Origin of the sequence: Cypionkella aquatica (genome assembly GCF_030161095.1) — a bacterium.
Classification (GTDB): domain Bacteria; phylum Pseudomonadota; class Alphaproteobacteria; order Rhodobacterales; family Rhodobacteraceae; genus Cypionkella; species Cypionkella aquatica.
This window is the reverse complement of sequence record NZ_BSPP01000007.1, coordinates 1-18,298: the sequence shown is the minus strand read 5'-3', so window position 1 is coordinate 18,298 and position 18,298 is coordinate 1. Positions and strand designations below refer to the sequence as shown.

The window sequence follows — 18,298 nt, the reverse complement described above, 5'->3', positions numbered from 1 at the left end:
CCCGTTGCTGCACAAAGGCCTGTGCGCAAAGCGTCAGGCGCGATGCACTGGACAATGCCGCCGCAAGGGGTAACCATGTCCGCATGCACAGCCCTTCGCCTGATCGTTCTGCCACAGCACCACCCACCCCCGATCGGGGCGATGGCCAGATTTCCGGCCATGAGTCCGGCATTACGGCTGGCATTACGGCGGGCATCTCATCTGGCACGCCCTATCCCCAGACGCCGCCCGCCGACATCACCCTGCTGGGCCATGATCTGCGCGCCGCCTTGTCAGAGGTGATCGGCGGGCTGCGCCTGATCGACCCGCACCAGCTGCCGTCCGAGCCTCGGCTGCACATCGCGCGCACCCGCGCCGCCAGCGAAGCGCTTGCCCTCTTGATGGAACAGGCGCTGGTTCTACTGCTGGATGATCCCCAAAGCCGTGCGCCCAGTCTGCAAACCCACGCCCTGCTGCAAAGCCTGCAGCTGCGCTGGACCGCCCGGGCGCATCAGCTTGGGCTAGAGTTTCAGCTGCACGCCACCGACCTGCCCGCCGAACTTGCGCTTGACGGCGTGGTGGTCGAGCGCGTGCTGTCCAATCTGTTGAACAATGCGATCAAATACGCCGATACCGGCTGCATCAGCTGCGATCTGCGGCTGGTCGAACAAAGCGGCCCCGCCCTGCAGATAACGGTGCAGGACCAAGGCAAGGGCTTTTCCGCCGATACCCTGTCGCGGCTTTACAGTTGCGGCAATCGCGGCGAACACCACAACACCCCCGGCTCTGGCATGGGGCTGCATATCGTCTGGCAGATGGTGACCCACGCTGGCGGTGGCATAAGCGCCAGCAATCACGCCAAAGGCGGCGCGCAGATCGTGGTGCATCTGCCGCTTGCCAGCGCCACCGCCTTTCCCCCACAGCCGCAAACCGCCAAGCCGATGAAGCCTAACCTGCAAGTGCTGGCAAACCTGCGCTTGCTTGTCGCCGATGACAGCGAAACCGGGCGGCTGGTGCTGGCCCATCAGCTGACCAGCCAAGGCGCCAGCGTCACCACCGTCGCCGACGGGCAGCAAGCCATTCAAGCCCTGCAACAGCAAAGCTTTGACGCGCTGCTGATCGACATCGAGATGCCGCAGATGAACGGGCTTGAAGTGATCGGCCATATCCGCAGCTCTGCCGGGGCGCAGGCCAAGCTGCCGGTGCTTGCCATCACCGCCTATCAGCTGCGCGCCAACAAAACCGCCATCCTTGCCGCCGGGGCCGATGGCCTGCTGTGTAAACCCGTGCTGGATGCGCAGGCCTTGGCCGATGCCGTGCGCCAAGTGCTGCATCGCAACGCACCCGCGCAAAACCTTGCCCCCCAGATTGAACCGGCGCAGCTGCAGCAGCTTTTGTCCATGGCAGGCCCCGCCGTGGCAGCCGAGCTGCTGGAACACCTGCTGCAAGACCTGCGCGCCACCGAGCGCGGCCTGCTTGCCGCCTCGCATGGCCCCGATTGGACCACCCTGCGCCGCCACACCCATGTGATGATCGCGCTGGCGGGCACCGCCGGGGCGACTCAGCTGCACCAACTGGCACAGGCGCTGAACCAGCTTGCGCATCAGCCCGCCCCCGATCGCGGCACCTTTCGCACCCTGCTGCCGCAAGCGCTGGAACAGCTGGATGCGCTGATCCACTTCATCGGCCAACAAATACCCAATGCGCCGCAACCCTGTCCGCTCTCAAGCCCGCGTGCTCCATGGTAAATCCGCCGCCGCCCCCCATCCTGCTGATCGAGGATACCCCCTCGCTGCAAGTGCTGTATCGCGGCGCGCTGAACATGGGCGGCTACGCCGTGCTGACCGCTTCGACCGCAGCCGAAGGGCTGGATCTGCTGCGCGACAGCCCGGTGCAGGTGGTGCTGCTGGATCTGGTGCTGCCCGACCGTGATGGCCTTGATCTGATGCAGGAAATGCTGCAACTGCGCCCCGGCCTGCATGTGGTGGTGATGACCGCACATGGCTCGATCAACAAGGCGGTTGAGGCGATGCGCGCCGGGGCGCATGAATTTCTGGTCAAACCCTTTGACGAGGTCCGCCTGCTCAGCGCCATTGGAAATGCGGGCAAAGCCGCGCTGACCAGCACCCAACGCGCCCGGTTGGCCGATGCGCCAGCCACCGCCACGCCCGCCCCCGCCACGCCGCCCGCCGCCCCCCCGCGTGCAGTCGCCACCAAAGCCCCACCACCGCTGCCCGCCGCAAACAGCAGCTTCATCGGCAGCTCTGCCCCGATGGCAGAGATTCAGGCCACCATCATCTCGGTGGCACGCTCGATGGCCACGGTGTTCATCACCGGCGAAAGCGGCACCGGCAAAGAGCTGTGCGCGCTTGCCGTGCATGGCAATTCCCCACGCGCCAATGGCCCGTTTATCGCGCTGAACTGCGGCGCGATCCCGCAGGATTTGCTGGAATCCGAAGTGTTCGGCCATATGAAAGGCAGCTTTACCGGCGCAATTTCCGATAAGCCGGGGGCGGCCACAGCGGCAGATGGCGGCACGCTGTTTCTGGATGAAGTCTGCGAAATGGCCCCGGCGCTGCAAACCAAATTGCTGCGCTTTCTGCAAACCTCAACCGTGGTGCCAGTGGGCGCGACCCGGCCGAAAAAGGTCAATGTCCGCATTGTCTGCGCCACCAACCGCGATCCGATGGACGCGGTGCGGCGCGGCCAATTCCGCGAGGATTTGTTCTACCGCCTGTTTGTCGTGCCGATCCATATGCCACCGCTGCGCGAGCGGGGCGATGATGTGCTGGAAATCGCCGAAACCGCCCTTGCGCGCTTTGCGCAGGAAGAGGGCAAAGTGTTTGAGGGCCTTGCCCCGGATGTGCGGACGCTGTTCCGTGCCTTGCCTTGGCCCGGCAATGTGCGGCAAGTGCTGAACGTGATCCGCAACGTGGTGGTGCTGCATGATGGCGGGGTTTTGACCCGCGCCATGCTGCCCGCCAGCCTGCCGCAACAAGCCCAAGCCCCTGCGACCTATATTTCTGCCGTGGCACATCCCCCCCCGGCAGCTCCCGCGCCCACTATGGCAATCGACGGCCTGCTGGGCCGCCCCTTGGCCGAGGTGGAACGGCTGGTGATCGAAGCCACCCTTGCGCTGTACCATGGCTCGGTGCCGAAAGCCGCCCGCGTGCTGGAACTGTCGCCTTCGACGCTCTATCGCAAGATCGAGAACTGGTCGAAGCCCTAGGCCCGCCAGCCGAATTTTTCAGTAAAAATTCGTGCACGATTTCCGCTTCGGAAAGCGGTTGCGCTGCGGGCAAAGATGAACGCATCGTTAAGACGACCCGACAACCCATTGATTTCATGAAAGGCCAAAGCCTGTCCACGCGTGGACACAGCCTTCAGGCAAATTGCTCGACAATCAGCCTTTCTTCCAACCCATGGCCCGGATCAAACAAAATCCGGTGCTGAATGGCAGGCTCTGACCTGATCTCGACCGAGACCACATCCGTCACTGGCCTGCTGTCGGCATCCGCCCGCACGGGGCGCTTTTCCGGCTCCAGAATATCAAACCGCACCACCACAGATTTGGGCAGCAACGCCCCCCGCCACCGCCGCGGCCGAAACGCCGCCATCGGCGTCAACGCCAGCACGTCCGACCCGATCGGCAGGATCGGCCCATGCGCCGAATAATTATACGCCGTCGACCCCGCAGGCGTCGCCACCAACACCCCATCGCAGACCAGCTCGGCCAGCCGCACCACCCCGTCCACCGAAATCCGCACCTTCGCCGCCTGCGGCCCCGCCCGCAGCAACGACACCTCATTGATCGCCAAAGCCTGCGTCACCGAGCCATCCACCGACACCGCCGTCATCGCCAGCGGATGGATCGCCGCCTCCTCTGCCACCGCCAGCCGTTTCGGCAGCAGATCAGCCGAGAACGTGTTCATCAGAAATCCAACGGTGCCGCAGTTCATCCCATACACCGGCAGCCCCAAAACCTGCGTCTCATGCAGCGTCTGCAACATGAAGCCATCACCGCCCAGCGCCACCACCACATCCGCGTCCGCCACCGCAACCTGACCATGCAGCCCCACCAATTCCGCCAACGCCTCTTGTGCCGCCGGGGTCTGGCTTGCCACAAACGCGATCTTTTTGAACACCACAGCAGAATCCTTGTGCCTGAAGCCGCAGCCTTGCCCGCCCTGCCGCCAAACTCAAGCCCTGCCAGCGCTTGCGATAGCGGTAACAAGTTTCCTATAGTGAACAAGACGGCGTAACCGACGCCTTCCGCGTCGTTTCTTGCCTTCCCCAACGCCCCCCCTTCGCCTAGAACCGCTGCAAATGCCCTTCATCCGCAGGAGACGCCATGACCGCCGCAAGCGACACCGGATTTTTCACCGAAAGCCTGTCCTCTCGTGACCCCGAGCTGTTCGGCTCGATCACCAACGAGCTTGGCCGCCAGCGCCATGAGATCGAGCTGATCGCATCCGAGAACATCGTCTCGCGCGCGGTGATGGAAGCCCAAGGCTCGGTGATGACCAACAAATATGCCGAAGGTTATCCGGGCAAACGCTATTACGGCGGCTGCGAATTTGTGGATGTGGCGGAAAACCTTGCCATCGACCGCGCCAAGCAGCTGTTTGGCTGCGGCTTTGTCAATGTGCAGCCGAACTCTGGCTCTCAGGCCAACCAAGGCGTGTTCAACGCTTTGCTGAAACCCGGCGATACCATTCTGGGCATGAACCTCGCTTCGGGCGGCCACTTGACCCACGGGGCGGCGCCAAACCAATCCGGCAAATGGTTCAATGCCATTCAATACGGCGTGCGCCAGCAAGACAGCCGCATCGACTACGACCAGATGGAAGCGCTGGCTTTGGAGCATAAGCCCAAGCTGATCATCGCAGGCGGTTCCGCCGTGCCGCGCCAGATCGACTTTGCAAAATTCCGCGAAGTGGCTGATAAGGTTGGCGCTTATCTGATGGTCGATATGGCGCACTTTGCGGGCCTCGTCGCCGGTGGCCACCACCCCTCCCCCTTCCCCTATGCCGATGTGGCGACCACCACGACCCACAAAACCCTGCGCGGCCCGCGCGGCGGCATGATCCTGACCAACAACGAAGACATCGCCAAAAAGGTCAATTCGGCGATTTTCCCCGGCATCCAAGGCGGCCCTTTGATGCATGTGATCGCAGCCAAAGCCGTAGCCTTCGGCGAGGCTTTGCGCCCCGAGTTCAAAGCCTATGCTGGCCAAGTGATCAAAAACGCCCAAGCCTTGGCGGATGAGCTGATGAAAGGTGGCATCGACATCGTCACCGGCGGCACCGATACCCATGTGATGCTGGTCGACCTGCGCCCGAAAGGCGTCAAAGGCAACGCCACCGAGAAAGCCTTGGGCCGCGCAAATATCACCTGCAACAAGAACGGCATCCCGTTCGACCCGGAAAAGCCGACCGTGACTTCGGGCGTCCGCCTTGGCACCCCGGCAGGCACCACGCGCGGTTTCGGTGAGGCAGAGTTCCGTCAGATCGGCAAATGGATCGTCGAAGTCGTCGATGGTCTGGCCGCCAATGGCGAAGACGGCAACGGCGAGGTTGAAGCTGCGGTGAAGGCTCAGGTCGAGGCTTTGTGCAAAAAATTCCCGATGTATCCGGGGCTGTAAGCTTGCCGATGCGATACGCATGATGAAGGAACCGACCAGACAACTGGTCGCGTTCCTTTGTCTTGCGAGCGCAAGCGTCATTGGTAGCTTGACCTACCGAACAGAGTTTTTGTGGTTTTTCTCAAAAGATCTGAACTACTTGCCAGACTTGGTATCCGGCATCGTCGCGCTTGGTCTGGTGCGCCCGATTCTGGCCGCCGATCTTCAGCACAATCATAGCGCGAACCTAGCCACATGGATCAACTTCGCGCTGTTGTTTTATGTGACTGCTGTTTTCGCGAACATCGGTCTTGGCGGCAACACAGCATTGCTCAAAACACCAAGTTCTATCCTCGTCATGGTCGTGGTTGGCATGGCAAATCTAAACGCAAGGCGCTATGGCGAGATCGTTGTGCCAATCCTTATCCTTTTCGGAGCCTTCAATGTCACGTCTGCAAGTGCTGCGATGGGTCTTTCCGGTTTCGCGCTCATCACATTGTCAGCCGTCGGCGCGGCTTTCCTGATCGACATGGGTAGGGTCAAAGAGGCGATGCTCAGTAAACCTGCGGCCTAACAATGCCATCGCCATTGCCTGATCCCACCACCCCAAACCTAGAACGCCGCCTTGGCGATTGGGCCCGCGCGCGTCTGCCGTTTGCGCTGGCCGAATTCACCATGTTCGTGTTGAAACAAGGCTGGGCCAGCCTGTTTGGCGGGCTGTTGCTGCTTGCCATAATCCTCAGCAAATTGATCTGGCAGCCCGACTGGCCCTTGCAGCGCTATGACGCCTTGTTCCTGTTCGCCATCACCACCCAAGCCGCTTTCCTGTGGTTCAAACTGGAGACATGGGAAGAAGCCCGCGTCATCTTGCTGTTCCATCTCACCGGCACGGCGATGGAGTTGTTCAAGACCCACGCCGGATCATGGGGCTACCCCGAGCCCGGCCTGTTCAAACTCGCAGGCGTGCCCTTGTTCTCAGGTTTCATGTATGCCTCGGTTGGCAGCTACATGGCCCGGGTGATCCGCATTTTCGACATGCGTTTCGCACCCTACCCGCCGCTTTGGCTGACCTTCGTATTTGCAGGCGCGATCTATCTGAACTTCTTCAGCCATCACTTCCTGCCCGACATCCGCTTGGGGCTGTTCGCGGCCAGTCTGGCGCTTTACGCGCGCACCCGCATCACCTTCCGCATCTCGGACAAAGACTGGTGGATGCCGCTGCCACTTGCAGCCCTGCTGTCCAGTGTCGCACTTTGGGTGGCCGAGAACATCGGCACCGCCACTGGCACTTGGCTTTATTCCGGCCAGCGCCCAGAACATTGGGTCAGCTTTGCCAAACTCGGCTCTTGGTATCTGCTGCTGTATGTCGCCTTCGCAACCGTCACTTTGGTCAGCCGTTCGGCACTGAGCCCCAGATCACCGCATTCTAGATAAAGCCGCGCCAATACAGCACCGCGCCCAGCAAAACCGCCACCACCAGCACCGAAAACGCGATCGAGCCCAGCACCCCAATCAGCGCGCCCTTGCGGCGGTCCTTGTGATCCACCCCGCCCAGATGCCGCACGCAGGTGTCATAAGCCTGCGCCACCGCCGCCTGATCCACCTGCGCCCACATTTTCGGGTTCTGCGCCATCACCGCGCCGGTTTGCAAAACCTCGGCCGCCGTCCGCACCCGGCGCGGCAACAACCGCCCGCCCTTGCGCAGCTTTTCCGCCAAACCTTGTCCGCGCACCCGCAGACGCTCTTCCATCAGACCCGCCACGCGGTCGGCCATCTGTTGAATAGGCACTCCGGTCATATCGCGCATCCCCTTGACGTTGCCGGACCATAGCCGCGCCGCAAGATGGCTTCAACCGCTCTGGCCGAAACAATCCCAAGCGGTTATCAAGACGATATGCTTGCAATAACCACCTACCCCGCCACTGCGCCCACCCCCGGCCAACCCGATCTGCTGATCGTGCATGGCCTGTTTGGCTCTGCCCGCAATTGGGGTGTGATCGGCAGGCACTTGGCCACTGACCGCAGCGTGCATCTGGTCGACATGCGCAACCACGGCCAAAGCCCGCGCGCTGCGACGCAAAGTTATGGCGATATGGCGGGCGATCTGGCCGAGGTGATCACAGCCATCGGTGCGCCGATGGATGTGCTGGGCCATTCGATGGGCGGCAAGGCCGCAATGCAACTGGCGCTGACCAGTGCCGCATTGATCCGCAAACTGGTGGTGGCTGACATTGCCCCCGTGGCTTATAGCCATGATCAGTCGCAATATATCCAAGCGATGCGGGCGATGGATCTGCAAGGACTGACCGCCCGATCCGAGGCCGACGCCCGCCTTGCGCTGACTGTCCCCGATCCCGCTCTGCGCGCGTTTTTCCTGCAATCGCTGGATCTGAAAGCCAGTCCGCCAGCGTGGCGGCTGAACCTTGATGTGCTGGAAGCCGAGATGGCAAAGATCGTCGGCTGGCCCGGCACGCAAGGCCGCTTTGACGGGGAAACCCTGTTTCTGACTGGGGCGCTGTCATCCTATGTCAAAGCGGACTACCGCGACGCCATAAGGGCGCTGTTTCCGAAATCGCATTTCGCCAAACTTCCCGGCGCAGGCCACTGGCTGCACGCCGAACGCCCGCGCGAATTTGAGCAAGCCGTGCAGGTCTTCCTGAACCGCTGATCCAGAACCGATTTTTGTAGCAAAAATCGTGCCGGAAAATCCCATTTTCCGCGCGGCCATCGCTGCCGCCTGTCATCATGAAACCGGGGCATCTGGGGGACGCCCCGGTTTCCGACCAAGCAAAACCGAGGGTCAAACCTTCAGGCTGACCCCGGCCTGCCCCGCCGATTGCTCTGCCCGGTCCAGCAGGCGCTGCAGCGCCGCCCCGCGTGCAAAATCAGGATCAGCCGCGCCTTCGCCGCGAATGGCCGCGATAAAGCGCTGGTAAATCGTCGCCAGCACTGGTGCCTCAACATCATGCCAGCGCGCAGCTTGCAGATCCTCGCCCAGACAGGCGCGCAGGGAGCTTTCGTTGTTCTCCCAACACACCTCCAGCCCGCCTTTGTCGCCGTAAATCCGCAAGCGCAGGTCGTTCAGATGGCCGCTGGCAAACCGCGTTGCCGCCACCGTGCCCAAAGCGCCGTTCTCCAGCACGATCTGCATTGTGGCGCTGTCGTTGGCATCCAGCGGATATTCCCCGATCTGATCACCGGGGGCCTTGTGGAACGTCGCCAGACGGCACGACATCTCGACCGCCGATTGCCCGGCAATGAAGGTTGCGAAATCAAGGATATGGATGCCGACATCGCCCAACACACCCTTCGAGCCATGCTTGGTCGACAGCCGCCACAGCCATTGGCTTTCTTTGTCCCAATGGCCCCAAGCCGGTTGGGTCAGCCAGCTTTGCAGATAGCTCGCCTCGAAATGCCGCACCGTGCCGATGGCGCCATCCCGCACCATGGCGGCGGCCTTTTGCAGGGCCGCCACGTTGCGATAGGACAGGTTGACCATATTCACCACGCCCGCCTGCGCCGCCGCTGCGGCCATCGCATCCGCCTGCGCCTCGGATGTGGCGAGCGGTTTTTCGCACAACACATGCTTGCCCGCGGCCAAGAACGGCAAGGTCGTGGCATAATGCGCCGCATCCGGCGTCACATTGGTCACCGCGTCAAATTGCCCCCAGGCAATCGCTTCGTCGATCGAGGCGAACCGTCCGGCGATGCCATGGCGATCACAGAAATCCGTCAACTGCGCCGGGCGCGTGTCAATGCCGCCGACGACCGTAACGCCCTCAATCGCCTTGAAACTTTCGGCATGGTTGTTCGCCATCCCGCCAGTGCCAAGGATCAGAACCCGCACCGCAGCCGCCATCACCGATACCCCGCCTCGCCGTCATGATGCAGGCGTGGCCCGCGCTCGGTGATCGGCTCCAACGCTTTATCAACCGGCGTGTTCGGCGCATCGCCGGGGTTGGCGATCCGCACATTGGGGTTATACGCCCAGCGCACCGCGTTCGAGATCACCCGCTGCACATTGCCGTCGTGATAGGTCGGATAGGTTTCATGCCCCGGACGGAAATAGAAGATATTCCCCGCCCCGCGCTTGTAGGTCAGACCCGAGCGGAACACCTCGCCCCCCGCAAACCAGCTGATGAACACGGTTTCCAATGGTTCCGGCACGCCAAAGGGCTCGCCATACATTTCCTCGTATTCCAACTCGAAATGATCCGGCAACCCGGCGGCAATCGGGTGCTGACGGCTGGTCACCCACAGCCGTTCGCGCTCGCCCGCCTCGCGCCATGACAGGTTGCACGGCGCGCCCATCAGTCGTTTGAACGGTTTGGCAAAGTGGGCCGAATGCAGGAAGATGATCCCCATGCCGCCCCAAACCGCCTCACACACCCGCTCTACAACCTTGTCATCCACGTCGCCATGCGCCGCATGGCCCCACCAGATCAGCACATCGGTTGCGGCCAGCTTTTCCGCCGTCAGCCCATGTTCCACATCCTGCAAGGTCACGGTCGAGGCCGTGATGCCTTCAGACTTGTTCAGGCTGGCGGCAATCGTGCCATGCATGGTCAGCGGATAAACCTCTGCCACAACTTTGTTTTTCTGTTCATGGACGTTTTCGCCCCAAACCGTGACGCGGATGCTCATGGCATGCTCCTTCGTAAGCTGCCGCGCCCCAACAAAAGGCGCGGGAATTGAAATTTAACGGATCGGTTTGCCGTTCTGATCGAACCTGTGCAACTGACCGTCCTTGGGCGACAGCGAAACCGTATCGCCGACCTTCATGGTCAGTTTGCCTTCCTGACGCACGATCAAAGGCTCGTCACTGCCCACTTCGACGAACAAATAATTGTCACTGCCCAAATCTTCGGCATGCACGATTTGCCCTGTCCACATACCACCCGTCACCACGTCGATATGTTCCGAGCGGATGCCAAGCGTGGTGCAGCCGTGATCGGCGGCGAATTTCCCGGTCAGGAAATTCATCTTCGGGCTGCCGATAAAGCCCGCCACGAAGATCGAGTTTGGCCGTTCATACAGCTCCGCAGGCGTGCCCACCTGCTCCAACCGGCCATCACGCAGCACCGCGATCCGGTCGGCCAGCGTCATCGCCTCGACCTGATCGTGCGTTACGTAGATCATCGTCACGTCAGACATCGAATGGTGCAGCTTGGCGATTTCCAACCGGGTCTGCACCCGCAGGGCCGCATCAAGGTTCGACAAAGGCTCGTCAAACAGGAACACGCGCGGGTCGCGCACAATCGCGCGGCCGATGGCGACGCGCTGGCGCTGACCGCCGGAAAGCTGCTTCGGCAAACGCTCCAACAGATGGTCAATTTGCAAAAGCTTCGCGGCCTCCAGCACGCGCTTTTTCATCGCTTCCGGGCTGGCCTTCGCCAGTTTCATCCCGAAGGCCATGTTGTCGTAAACGCTCATATGCGGATAAAGCGCATAGCTTTGGAACACCATCGCAATGCCGCGCTGGCTGGGCAGCACGTTGTTGACCCGTTCACTGTCAAACAGCATGTCGCCCGAGGAAATCTCCTCCAGCCCCGAGATCAGCCGCAACAGGGTGGATTTGCCGCAGCCCGAAGGCCCGACAAACACCATGAATTCGCCCTTCTCGATGGTCAGGTCGATGCCCTTGATCACATCGACCGCGCCGTAGGACTTTTTCACATTCTTCAGTTCAATTTTTGCCATTTTTTCAGCCCTTCACGCCGCCTGCGGTCAGACCCGCGACGATTTTGCGTTGGAAGATAAGAACGAGGATGATCAGCGGCACCGTCACAATGACGCTTGCCGCCATGATCGGCCCCCACGGGATTTCCTGCTGCGATGCCCCCGACAGCAGCGCAATCGCCACCGGAACCGTGCGAGTGGATTCAGACGAGGTGAAGGTCAGCGCGAACAAAAACTCATTCCACGCGCCGATAAAGGCCAACAGCCCCGTCGTCACCAGCGCCGGCCACAGCAGCGGCAGGAACACCTTGGTGATGATGATCCACGGGGTTGCCCCGTCGACAATCGCGGCTTCCTCAATCTCAACCGGCAGATCGCGCATGAAGGTGGTCAACACCCAGACCGTGAACGGCAGCGTGAAGATCGTGTAAGACAGGATCAGCGCGAAGGGAGAGTTGAACAGGCCAAGGTAGGTGATCAACTCGAACAGCCCAGCCAGCACGGCGATCTGCGGGAACATCGACACCGCAAGAATCGTCATCAGCAACAGGCCCCGGCCTCGGAACCGCACCCGCGCCAGCGCATAAGATGCCGTTACCGCCAGAAACAGCGCGAACACCACCGTTGTCGTCGCCACAAACACCGAATTCAGGATGTTGCGCGGAAACGTCGCCCCGCCCAACACCGCCTTGTAGTTCGCCCAATCGAAGGCTTTCGGGAAATAGTTGGCCTCAAACAGTGCCGTCCCGGTCGCAAACGATGTGACAATCGCATAGTAGAACGGGAAGATCGAAAAGATCACGATCACCACCACCAGCGCATAAAATGCGATGGATTTCAGCATCTTGTTCGCGGTCATTTGCCACCCTCCCCGCTCAGATCAACCTTGCCGAGCCAGATATACAGCGACACGAACACCGCAAGGATCGCGAACAGCAGCGTCGATTGCGCCGAGCCATAGGCAAACTTGTCAAACTCGATCAGGTTCTCGCGGCTGATCACCGACATGGTTTTGGTCGCCGCCGAATTGGGCGTCAAAACATAGATCAGATCGAAAATCCGCAACGCATCCAACATACGGAAGATCACCGCCACCATCAGCGCCGGACGGATCAGCGGCAGAGTGATCTTGAAGAACACCTTCACCGGGTTGATGCCGTCAATCTTCGCCGCCTCGTAAATATCGCGCGGCACCATTTGCAGGCCCGCCAGACACAGCAGCGCCATGAACGGCGTGGTTTTCCAGATATCCACCATCAACACCGCATACATCGCGGTATCGGTCGTCGCGGTCCACGCGATCTTGCTAGAGATCAACCCGAGGTTCAGCGCCATATCGTTCAGGATGCCGTATTGGTCGTTCAGCATCCACGCCCACATCTTCGCCGACACAATCGTCGGGATCGCCCAAGGGATCAGGATGGCCGCGCGCACCAGACCCCGGCCTTTGAATTCAGCATTCAGCACCAAGGCCACGATCAGCCCCAGCACGGTCTCGCAGACCACCGACACCACCGAGAACCGCAGCGTGTTCCACACCGCATTCCACCACGCCGGATCGACCAGCGTGCCCTTGTAGCGCACCGTGCCGTTCGACAGGGTTTGCACCCGCAGATAATTGTCAAAGCCGATCCACTTGCCGCCATACAGATTGTTCAGCGACGTATCGGTGAGTGAGAACCAAACCGTTCTCAGCAAAGGCCAGGCCGCCACGCAAAACAGCGCGATCAGCATCGGCGCCAAAAACCAGAACGCGGCTTTCTGGCGCTGCTGTTGCAGGCTCAGGCCACCGTCACGGGCAATGGCAGGTTTTGAAGCTGTCATGAAATTCCCCCTTTTCTTGGCCCCGAATAAGGCCAAGCGCAAACACTGGGCGGCGGCTTACGCACAACATCCGCCGCCCAGCCTTAAGGCACACCCGATACCGGGAGGATTACCAGGCGTCGCCCTTCAGATCAGCCAGATCGGCTTCCAGCCCCGCCAGATTGTCGGCAGCCGAGCCATTGCCCGACAGGGTTTCATGCACCGCCGACCAGAATTTCGACGAAACCTCGTTATACTTGCCAAGCGTCGGGGCCGACGGGCGCGGCACGGCGTTCAGGAACACCTCTTTCCACTGCGGAATGATCGGCTGCGCTGCCGCAATATCGGCATCGTCATACAAAGCCACGATGGTCGGCAGCGCCGATTCCGAAATCGCCCGCGCCTTTTGCGCCTCTGGTCCGGCCAGATACAAAGCCAGACTGATCGCCACATCCTGATGCTTGGAATATTTCGACACCGCGACGTTCCAGCCGCCCAAAGTCGCAGCCGAGGTGTCGCCCGCTGCCCCAACCGGCAGCGTCGTCACGTCAAACAGCCCCTTGACCGCCGAGTCGTCGCCATTGCCCAGCGTGTACGCATAAGGCCAGTTGCGCATGAAGGCCGCGTTGCCGGTCTGCCAGACGCCGCGCGATTCTTCTTCGCCGTAAGCCAGCACACCTTCGGGCGAAATCGTGCCAACCCAGCCCGCCGCCGTTTCCAACGCCTTCACGGCTTTCTCATTGTTGATCGAGATCGTGCCATCAGCCTCGACAATCTGCCCGCCGCCAAAGGATTTCACCCATTCCAGCGCGTCGCAGGTCAGCCCTTCATAGGCGTTGCCCTGCCAGACATAGCCCCAGAAATCACCCTTGCCCGCCGCCCGCTCACCCTCTTGGATGGTGGTCGCAGCCGCCGTCAGTTCGTCCCAGGTTTTCGGCACCGCAACGCCGTATTTCTCCAGCAAATCCTTGCGGTAATACAGCGCAGGCGCATCGGTAAAGATCGGCAGGGCCACCAGTTTGCCCGCCACGGTCTGCGATTCAATGATCGACGGGAAATGCGTCGGCGCCAGATCCTTGGCCGCTTCGCTCATATCCACAAAATGGTCCGCCAGTTGCGGCGCCCAGATCACGTCGGTCTGATAAAGGTCAATATCGGTGGCCCCAGCCGCCAGCCACAGCCGATACTGGCCAAACTGATCCGAGGTGGATGCCGGCATCGGCACGATGGTCACGGTGTTGCCGGTGGCATCTTCCCACGGCTTGACCAGCGTCTTGAAATTTTCAACAGCTTTGCCAACCGAGCCGGAAACATAGAAGATTTCCTCTGCCATGACGGGCGTTCCAAGCGCACTGACCAGCGCAACAGCAGCGACCGAGCGCAATGCGCGGTTTTTGAATCCAGATGACATGGATTTCCTCCCTATATTTTGATTGCGCCGTCCCGGCGCTTGCTAACCCAAAACGCGCCTTTTCCGGTTCTTGCGACCCGGCCTCCCGAAGCGTTTGCAGAAGCAATAGCGGCAGATCGGCCAATTCGTCAACGATTCTCGCCTCAAAGCGCTTTCAAATTTGCAATCCCCATAGGCTCTGCAGGGTGAAATCCTTGGCCCAGCCCCGCACAACCCTAATGCTGCATTGCCGCAAAAACCTGCGGCAATGCAGCAAGTGAATCTTGGGAAATCTCCCATAAGCATCTGTTTATAGGTAATAGTTTTCCAAACGGCCTCTGCGTGGCTTTTCTTTCGCCCAAATTGCAACGCGCGCCCGCTTTGCGACAATCCCACCGACACGCTTCCAAAAGCGATATGAATTTTCTCTGAAAGCCCCGCGTTTCGGCGCGTTCTGCCCGCACGCGCCAATCGGCCTGCGGGTTAAACCGCGGCTTGGTTGAAGGGGCTTGGGTTTACCACCGCAAAGGCGCATGATGGCGCTGGCCAATCGGATGGCCGCTGCTTGCAAGGAAAATCAGATGGCCAAGGGCATGAGCAAACCCGGCAAGAACGTCAAAAAGCCAAAGAAAGACAAGGCCAAGCCCGCCGTGGCAACGCCCAGCACCAAGAATTCCGTGGTGATCAACACCAACGGCTCCAAGGACTGAACCAGCCTGCAGTGGCACAAGCTGCAAAAACAACAGGGCACGCCCGACGTTCTGGGCGGCCCTGCTTGCGCGTGAAGGCCAGCGGCTTTGACACCACAGGGCTGTCAATACCACCTAATGTGGTGCAATTTCCAAAAACCACCACGCCTATAAATCTGTCCCAGCGGGGACAGAATGACAGGCGGTTTTGTCCCCGCGGGGACAGCCTGACACCAGCCCCTAAAGCCCGTGGTCCGGCACTTTACCCGAGGGCGCAAGATAGGGCCGCGTCACGTCGCGCAAACTCGCGTCCAGCGCCTCGACCTGCAAGGCAATCGCGCCATCGCCCGCCAACACCAGCGTCACCACGCCCGTGCCATCGGCTCCCGGCGCAAAGGTGACATCCAACAGCGACAGTACCATATCCTTGTCGCCGCGATCAATGCCTTGGGTCTGCACCGCAAGCACATCTTCAAACACCAACAGGCTTTGCACCCGCTCGAACTGACGACCCGCCTTTTCGGCAGCCTCCAGATACTCCCAGCGAAAGCGGTTCAGCATCAGCGCAAACCGCCGCTTTTGCCGCACCAAAGACATCTCGGTGATCGGGAACACCGCATCTTGCAGCAAAGCCGCGATCACACCCAGACCCTCGGCATCCTGCGCAATCAACCGCAGCGGCTGCTCGTCGCCATCTTCAAAGCGCGCATCGCTCATCCGGCGATCCGCTCAATCTGCGCCCCCACGCCGCGCAGCTTTTCCTCGACCCGCTCATAGCCACGGTCCAGATGGTAAACCCGGCTGACCACGGTTTCGCCCTCTGCCGCCAATCCAGCAAGGATCAACGAGACCGAGGCGCGCAAATCCGTCGCCATAACCCGCGCCCCGCGCAGACGTTCCACGCCCGTCACAGTGGCATGACCGCCATGCACGTCAATCTTGGCCCCCATCCGCGCCAATTCCGGCGCATGCATGAAGCGGTTCTCGAAGATCTTTTCCTCCAGCACCGACGTGCCATCAGCGGTGCACAGCAGGGCCATCATCTGCGCCTGCAAATCGGTTGGGAAACCGGGGAAAGGTTCAGTCACCACATCCACCGCCTTGACCCGTCCATTCTTGCGCGACACCTTCAGACCGCGCTCGGTGTTCTCGACCGAGACCCCCGCCGCATCCAGCTTTTCCGCAAAAGCCCCCACCAGATCAATGCGGCCGCCAAGACATTCGACCTCACCGCCGCAGATCGCGGGCAGAAGCATATAGGTGCCAAGCTCGATCCGGTCGGTGACAACCGGGTGCGTCGCCCCACCCAAACGGTCGACGCCCTGAATGGTAATGGTCGAAGTGCCCTCACCTTCAATCTGCGCCCCCATCCGGCGCAAGCAGACCGCAAGATCAACAATCTCGGGCTCGCGCGCGGCGTTTTTCAGCACGGTTGTGCCCTTGGCCAAAGTCGCCGCCAACAGCGCGTTTTCGGTAGCGCCCACCGACACGAACGGAAACTCCACCACCGCGCCGCGCAACCGCCCGCCCGGGGCCTTGGCATGCACATAGCCGTCGCGCAGGTCCAACTCGGCCCCCATCGCCTCAAGCGCCTTCAGATGCAGATCGACCGGGCGCGCCCCAATCGCACAGCCGCCCGGCAGCGACACCACCGCATGGCCATCGCGCGCCAACAGCGGCCCCAGCACAAGGATCGAGGCGCGGAACTTGCGCACAATCTCATAATCCGCGGTGTGGTTATCCAGCTTGTGGCTCGACATCGCCAGCACAAGACCGTTCTGCAAGCTGGCCACTTCCGCGCCCAAAGACTGCAAAAGCTGCGTCATCGTCGCAATATCCGACAAACGCGGCGCATTGGTCAGCGTCAACGGCTCTTCCGACAGCAGCGTTGCAGGCATCAGCGTCAGACAGGCATTTTTTGCGCCTGCAATCGGGATCACCCCGTTCAACGCACCACCGCCCTTGACCAAAATCGAATCCATTTGCCTTCGCCTCACTCGTTCTTGTTGTTATCGTCGCACGCATCAACATCCGCAGCCGACCGTGCCCGCGCTTGCGCCTTCCTGCGGCCCATATTCGCCTTCAACGCCAGCTTCAAGCGCGCCTCCCGCTCGACCTCGCGCTGAGATTTCGGCTTGGGCAGGGCAATATCATCCGATTTTTCACGCATGCGCCCTTCTAATACAGGGCGGATCAGGCGTCCAGCAAGCTTGCCAAAAAAACCACCAATTTGCTCTTGCACCCTGCCCCGTTCGCGTCTATTCAGCCGCCACGCCAGACGGTTACACAAACCAACCGGCACCGGCGCTGCAGTAGCTCAGTGGTAGAGCACACCCTTGGTAAGGGTGAGGTCGAGAGTTCAATCCTCTCTTGCAGCACCATTTTCCTCACATAGCAGTTTTTAAGGAAAGCGGGGCTTTGCCATTATCCCTTTGTGTCATTCGTTGCGTCAACCCGCGTTAGCGCAAGACGCGAAACGATGAATTTGCCCAAAGTTCCCGGCACACACATTCGCAACCCTAAAAGCATACCACATGGCGGTATGCCTTTTGCGTTGGAAGTGGGCCGGTCGCTGATCGAACGGCCCACTGGCACGCAGCCTCACACCCAAGTCGGCGCATACTCCTTGATATAACGCTCGCCAAAACCGCCTTCCGGCAGGATTTGCTTGATCTTAGCTTGATCTTCCACCGTAAGAAGCAAATCGGCAGCGCCGACGTTTTCGGCGACGCGTTCAGCTTTGCGCGACCCAGGTATTGGCACGATGTCGGTCCCCTGCGTGAGCAGCCAAGCGAGCGCCACCTGCGAGACGGTGGCACCTTTAGATGCAGCAAGCTCTTTCAATTGGCGGACGGCTTCGACGTTCCTCTCGAAATTGCCCGGCTGCCAGCGTGGATCCTGCCGGCGCATATCATCCTCTTCATATTCGGCAGCGGGTTTGACCGCGCCAGTCAGAAAGCCGCGACCGAGCGGAGAGTAAGGAACGAAGCCGATACCGAGCTCGCGCAGGGTCGGAAACAGGATCTCTACGTCGCGCTCGAAGATCGAATATTCGGTTTGCAGCATCGCCACTTCCTTCCCCTGAATAGCCCCTAGATTTGTAGACGCCTTGCTTGGTAATTTTGGAAGCAAGGA

At 60.7% G+C, this 18,298-nt stretch carries 19 protein-coding genes and 1 tRNA gene; 8 read left to right on the top strand and 12 right to left on the bottom strand.

Going from position 1 to position 18,298, the window contains the following annotated elements:
• Window positions 1-83 precede the first annotated feature (83 nt).
• Together QQJ98_RS08700 and QQJ98_RS08695 are read left to right on the top strand one after the other, a co-directional pair.
• Complete coding sequence (locus QQJ98_RS08700) at window positions 84-1,727, top strand: ATP-binding response regulator (protein WP_284324946.1); 1,644 nt, start codon at window positions 84-86, stop codon at window positions 1,725-1,727.
• Entirely contained in the window at window positions 1,721-3,208 is a 1,488-nt protein-coding gene (locus QQJ98_RS08695; RefSeq protein ID WP_284324945.1) for a sigma-54-dependent transcriptional regulator, read from the top strand. The genes QQJ98_RS08700 and QQJ98_RS08695 overlap by 7 nt, the downstream gene beginning before the upstream one ends.
• Before the next feature lie 154 nt (window positions 3,209-3,362).
• Here the strand turns inward: QQJ98_RS08695 and QQJ98_RS08690 are convergent, their stop codons facing one another.
• A complete protein-coding gene (locus tag QQJ98_RS08690) occupies window positions 3,363-4,124 on the bottom strand; it encodes an NAD kinase (protein WP_431307803.1) in 762 nt (253 codons plus the stop codon).
• A gap of 206 nt (window positions 4,125-4,330) precedes the next feature.
• On the opposite strand from QQJ98_RS08690, the gene glyA reads away from it, so the two are divergent.
• The 3 genes from glyA to QQJ98_RS08675 are packed head-to-tail and all read left to right on the top strand — an operon-like array spanning window position 4,331 to window position 7,036.
• On the top strand, window positions 4,331-5,623 hold the full coding sequence (glyA, locus tag QQJ98_RS08685) for a serine hydroxymethyltransferase (protein ID WP_284324943.1): 1,293 nt from the start codon (window positions 4,331-4,333) through the stop codon (window positions 5,621-5,623).
• 19 nt (window positions 5,624-5,642) lie between these two features.
• Window positions 5,643-6,176: a hypothetical protein gene (locus QQJ98_RS08680; protein WP_284324942.1), complete on the top strand. Its 534-nt coding sequence runs from the start codon at window positions 5,643-5,645 to the stop codon at window positions 6,174-6,176.
• 2 nt (window positions 6,177-6,178) lie between these two features.
• Window positions 6,179-7,036 (top strand): DUF817 domain-containing protein, encoded by an 858-nt coding sequence (locus QQJ98_RS08675; RefSeq protein ID WP_284324941.1) that lies wholly within the window; start codon window positions 6,179-6,181, stop codon window positions 7,034-7,036.
• On the opposite strand, the gene QQJ98_RS08670 is transcribed toward QQJ98_RS08675, so the two are convergent.
• The gene (locus QQJ98_RS08670) at window positions 7,029-7,400 is read right to left on the bottom strand and encodes a hypothetical protein (RefSeq protein ID WP_284324940.1); all 372 of its coding nucleotides are present in this window, start codon (window positions 7,398-7,400) and stop codon (window positions 7,029-7,031) included. The two genes, QQJ98_RS08675 and QQJ98_RS08670, sit on opposite strands and share 8 nt — an antisense overlap.
• Before the next feature lie 96 nt (window positions 7,401-7,496).
• Here QQJ98_RS08670 and QQJ98_RS08665 point away from each other — a divergent pair, with 96 nt between their 5' ends.
• Entirely contained in the window at window positions 7,497-8,270 is a 774-nt protein-coding gene (locus tag QQJ98_RS08665; protein ID WP_284324939.1) for an alpha/beta fold hydrolase, read from the top strand.
• Between the two features lie 132 nt (window positions 8,271-8,402).
• Here QQJ98_RS08665 and QQJ98_RS08660 read toward each other — a convergent pair whose 3' ends face one another.
• From QQJ98_RS08660 to QQJ98_RS08635, 6 genes are all read right to left on the bottom strand, one after another.
• Window positions 8,403-9,461 (bottom strand): Gfo/Idh/MocA family protein, encoded by a 1,059-nt coding sequence (locus QQJ98_RS08660; RefSeq protein WP_284324938.1) that lies wholly within the window; start codon window positions 9,459-9,461, stop codon window positions 8,403-8,405.
• Complete coding sequence (locus QQJ98_RS08655; RefSeq protein WP_284324937.1) at window positions 9,461-10,246, bottom strand: ThuA domain-containing protein; 786 nt, start codon at window positions 10,244-10,246, stop codon at window positions 9,461-9,463. Before QQJ98_RS08655 ends, QQJ98_RS08660 begins: the two co-directional genes overlap by 1 nt.
• Before the next feature lie 54 nt (window positions 10,247-10,300).
• Window positions 10,301-11,302, bottom strand: a complete 1,002-nt coding sequence (locus QQJ98_RS08650) for an ABC transporter ATP-binding protein (protein ID WP_284324936.1) — start codon at window positions 11,300-11,302, stop codon at window positions 10,301-10,303.
• Between the two features lie 4 nt (window positions 11,303-11,306).
• Window positions 11,307-12,140, bottom strand: a complete 834-nt coding sequence (locus tag QQJ98_RS08645; RefSeq protein ID WP_284324935.1) for a carbohydrate ABC transporter permease — start codon at window positions 12,138-12,140, stop codon at window positions 11,307-11,309.
• Window positions 12,137-13,105: a carbohydrate ABC transporter permease gene (locus QQJ98_RS08640; RefSeq protein WP_284324934.1), complete on the bottom strand. Its 969-nt coding sequence runs from the start codon at window positions 13,103-13,105 to the stop codon at window positions 12,137-12,139. The genes QQJ98_RS08645 and QQJ98_RS08640 overlap by 4 nt, the downstream gene beginning before the upstream one ends.
• A 109-nt stretch (window positions 13,106-13,214) precedes the next feature.
• Window positions 13,215-14,495 (bottom strand): ABC transporter substrate-binding protein, encoded by a 1,281-nt coding sequence (locus tag QQJ98_RS08635; RefSeq protein WP_284324933.1) that lies wholly within the window; start codon window positions 14,493-14,495, stop codon window positions 13,215-13,217.
• 560 nt (window positions 14,496-15,055) lie between these two features.
• On the opposite strand from QQJ98_RS08635, the gene QQJ98_RS08630 reads away from it, so the two are divergent.
• Entirely contained in the window at window positions 15,056-15,184 is a 129-nt protein-coding gene (locus QQJ98_RS08630) for a hypothetical protein (protein WP_284324932.1), read from the top strand.
• 219 nt (window positions 15,185-15,403) lie between these two features.
• Here the strand turns inward: QQJ98_RS08630 and QQJ98_RS08625 are convergent, their stop codons facing one another.
• The 3 genes from QQJ98_RS08625 to QQJ98_RS08615 are packed head-to-tail and all read right to left on the bottom strand — an operon-like array spanning window position 15,404 to window position 17,405.
• Window positions 15,404-15,880 carry a DUF2948 family protein gene (locus tag QQJ98_RS08625; RefSeq protein ID WP_284324931.1) on the bottom strand — a complete coding sequence of 159 codons (477 nt, stop codon included), beginning with the start codon at window positions 15,878-15,880 and terminating at the stop codon, window positions 15,404-15,406.
• Window positions 15,877-17,145: a UDP-N-acetylglucosamine 1-carboxyvinyltransferase gene (gene murA / locus QQJ98_RS08620; RefSeq protein ID WP_284324930.1), complete on the bottom strand. Its 1,269-nt coding sequence runs from the start codon at window positions 17,143-17,145 to the stop codon at window positions 15,877-15,879. Before murA ends, QQJ98_RS08625 begins: the two co-directional genes overlap by 4 nt.
• Before the next feature lie 11 nt (window positions 17,146-17,156).
• Entirely contained in the window at window positions 17,157-17,405 is a 249-nt protein-coding gene (locus tag QQJ98_RS08615; RefSeq protein WP_284325598.1) for a hypothetical protein, read from the bottom strand.
• A 64-nt stretch (window positions 17,406-17,469) separates the two neighbouring features.
• Between QQJ98_RS08615 and QQJ98_RS08610 the strand changes: the two genes are divergently transcribed.
• Window positions 17,470-17,544 (top strand) — tRNA-Thr (locus QQJ98_RS08610).
• A 220-nt stretch (window positions 17,545-17,764) separates the two neighbouring features.
• On the opposite strand, the gene QQJ98_RS08605 is transcribed toward QQJ98_RS08610, so the two are convergent.
• On the bottom strand, window positions 17,765-18,298 hold a 534-nt coding region (locus QQJ98_RS08605; RefSeq protein ID WP_284324929.1), incomplete at its 5' end, for an aldo/keto reductase.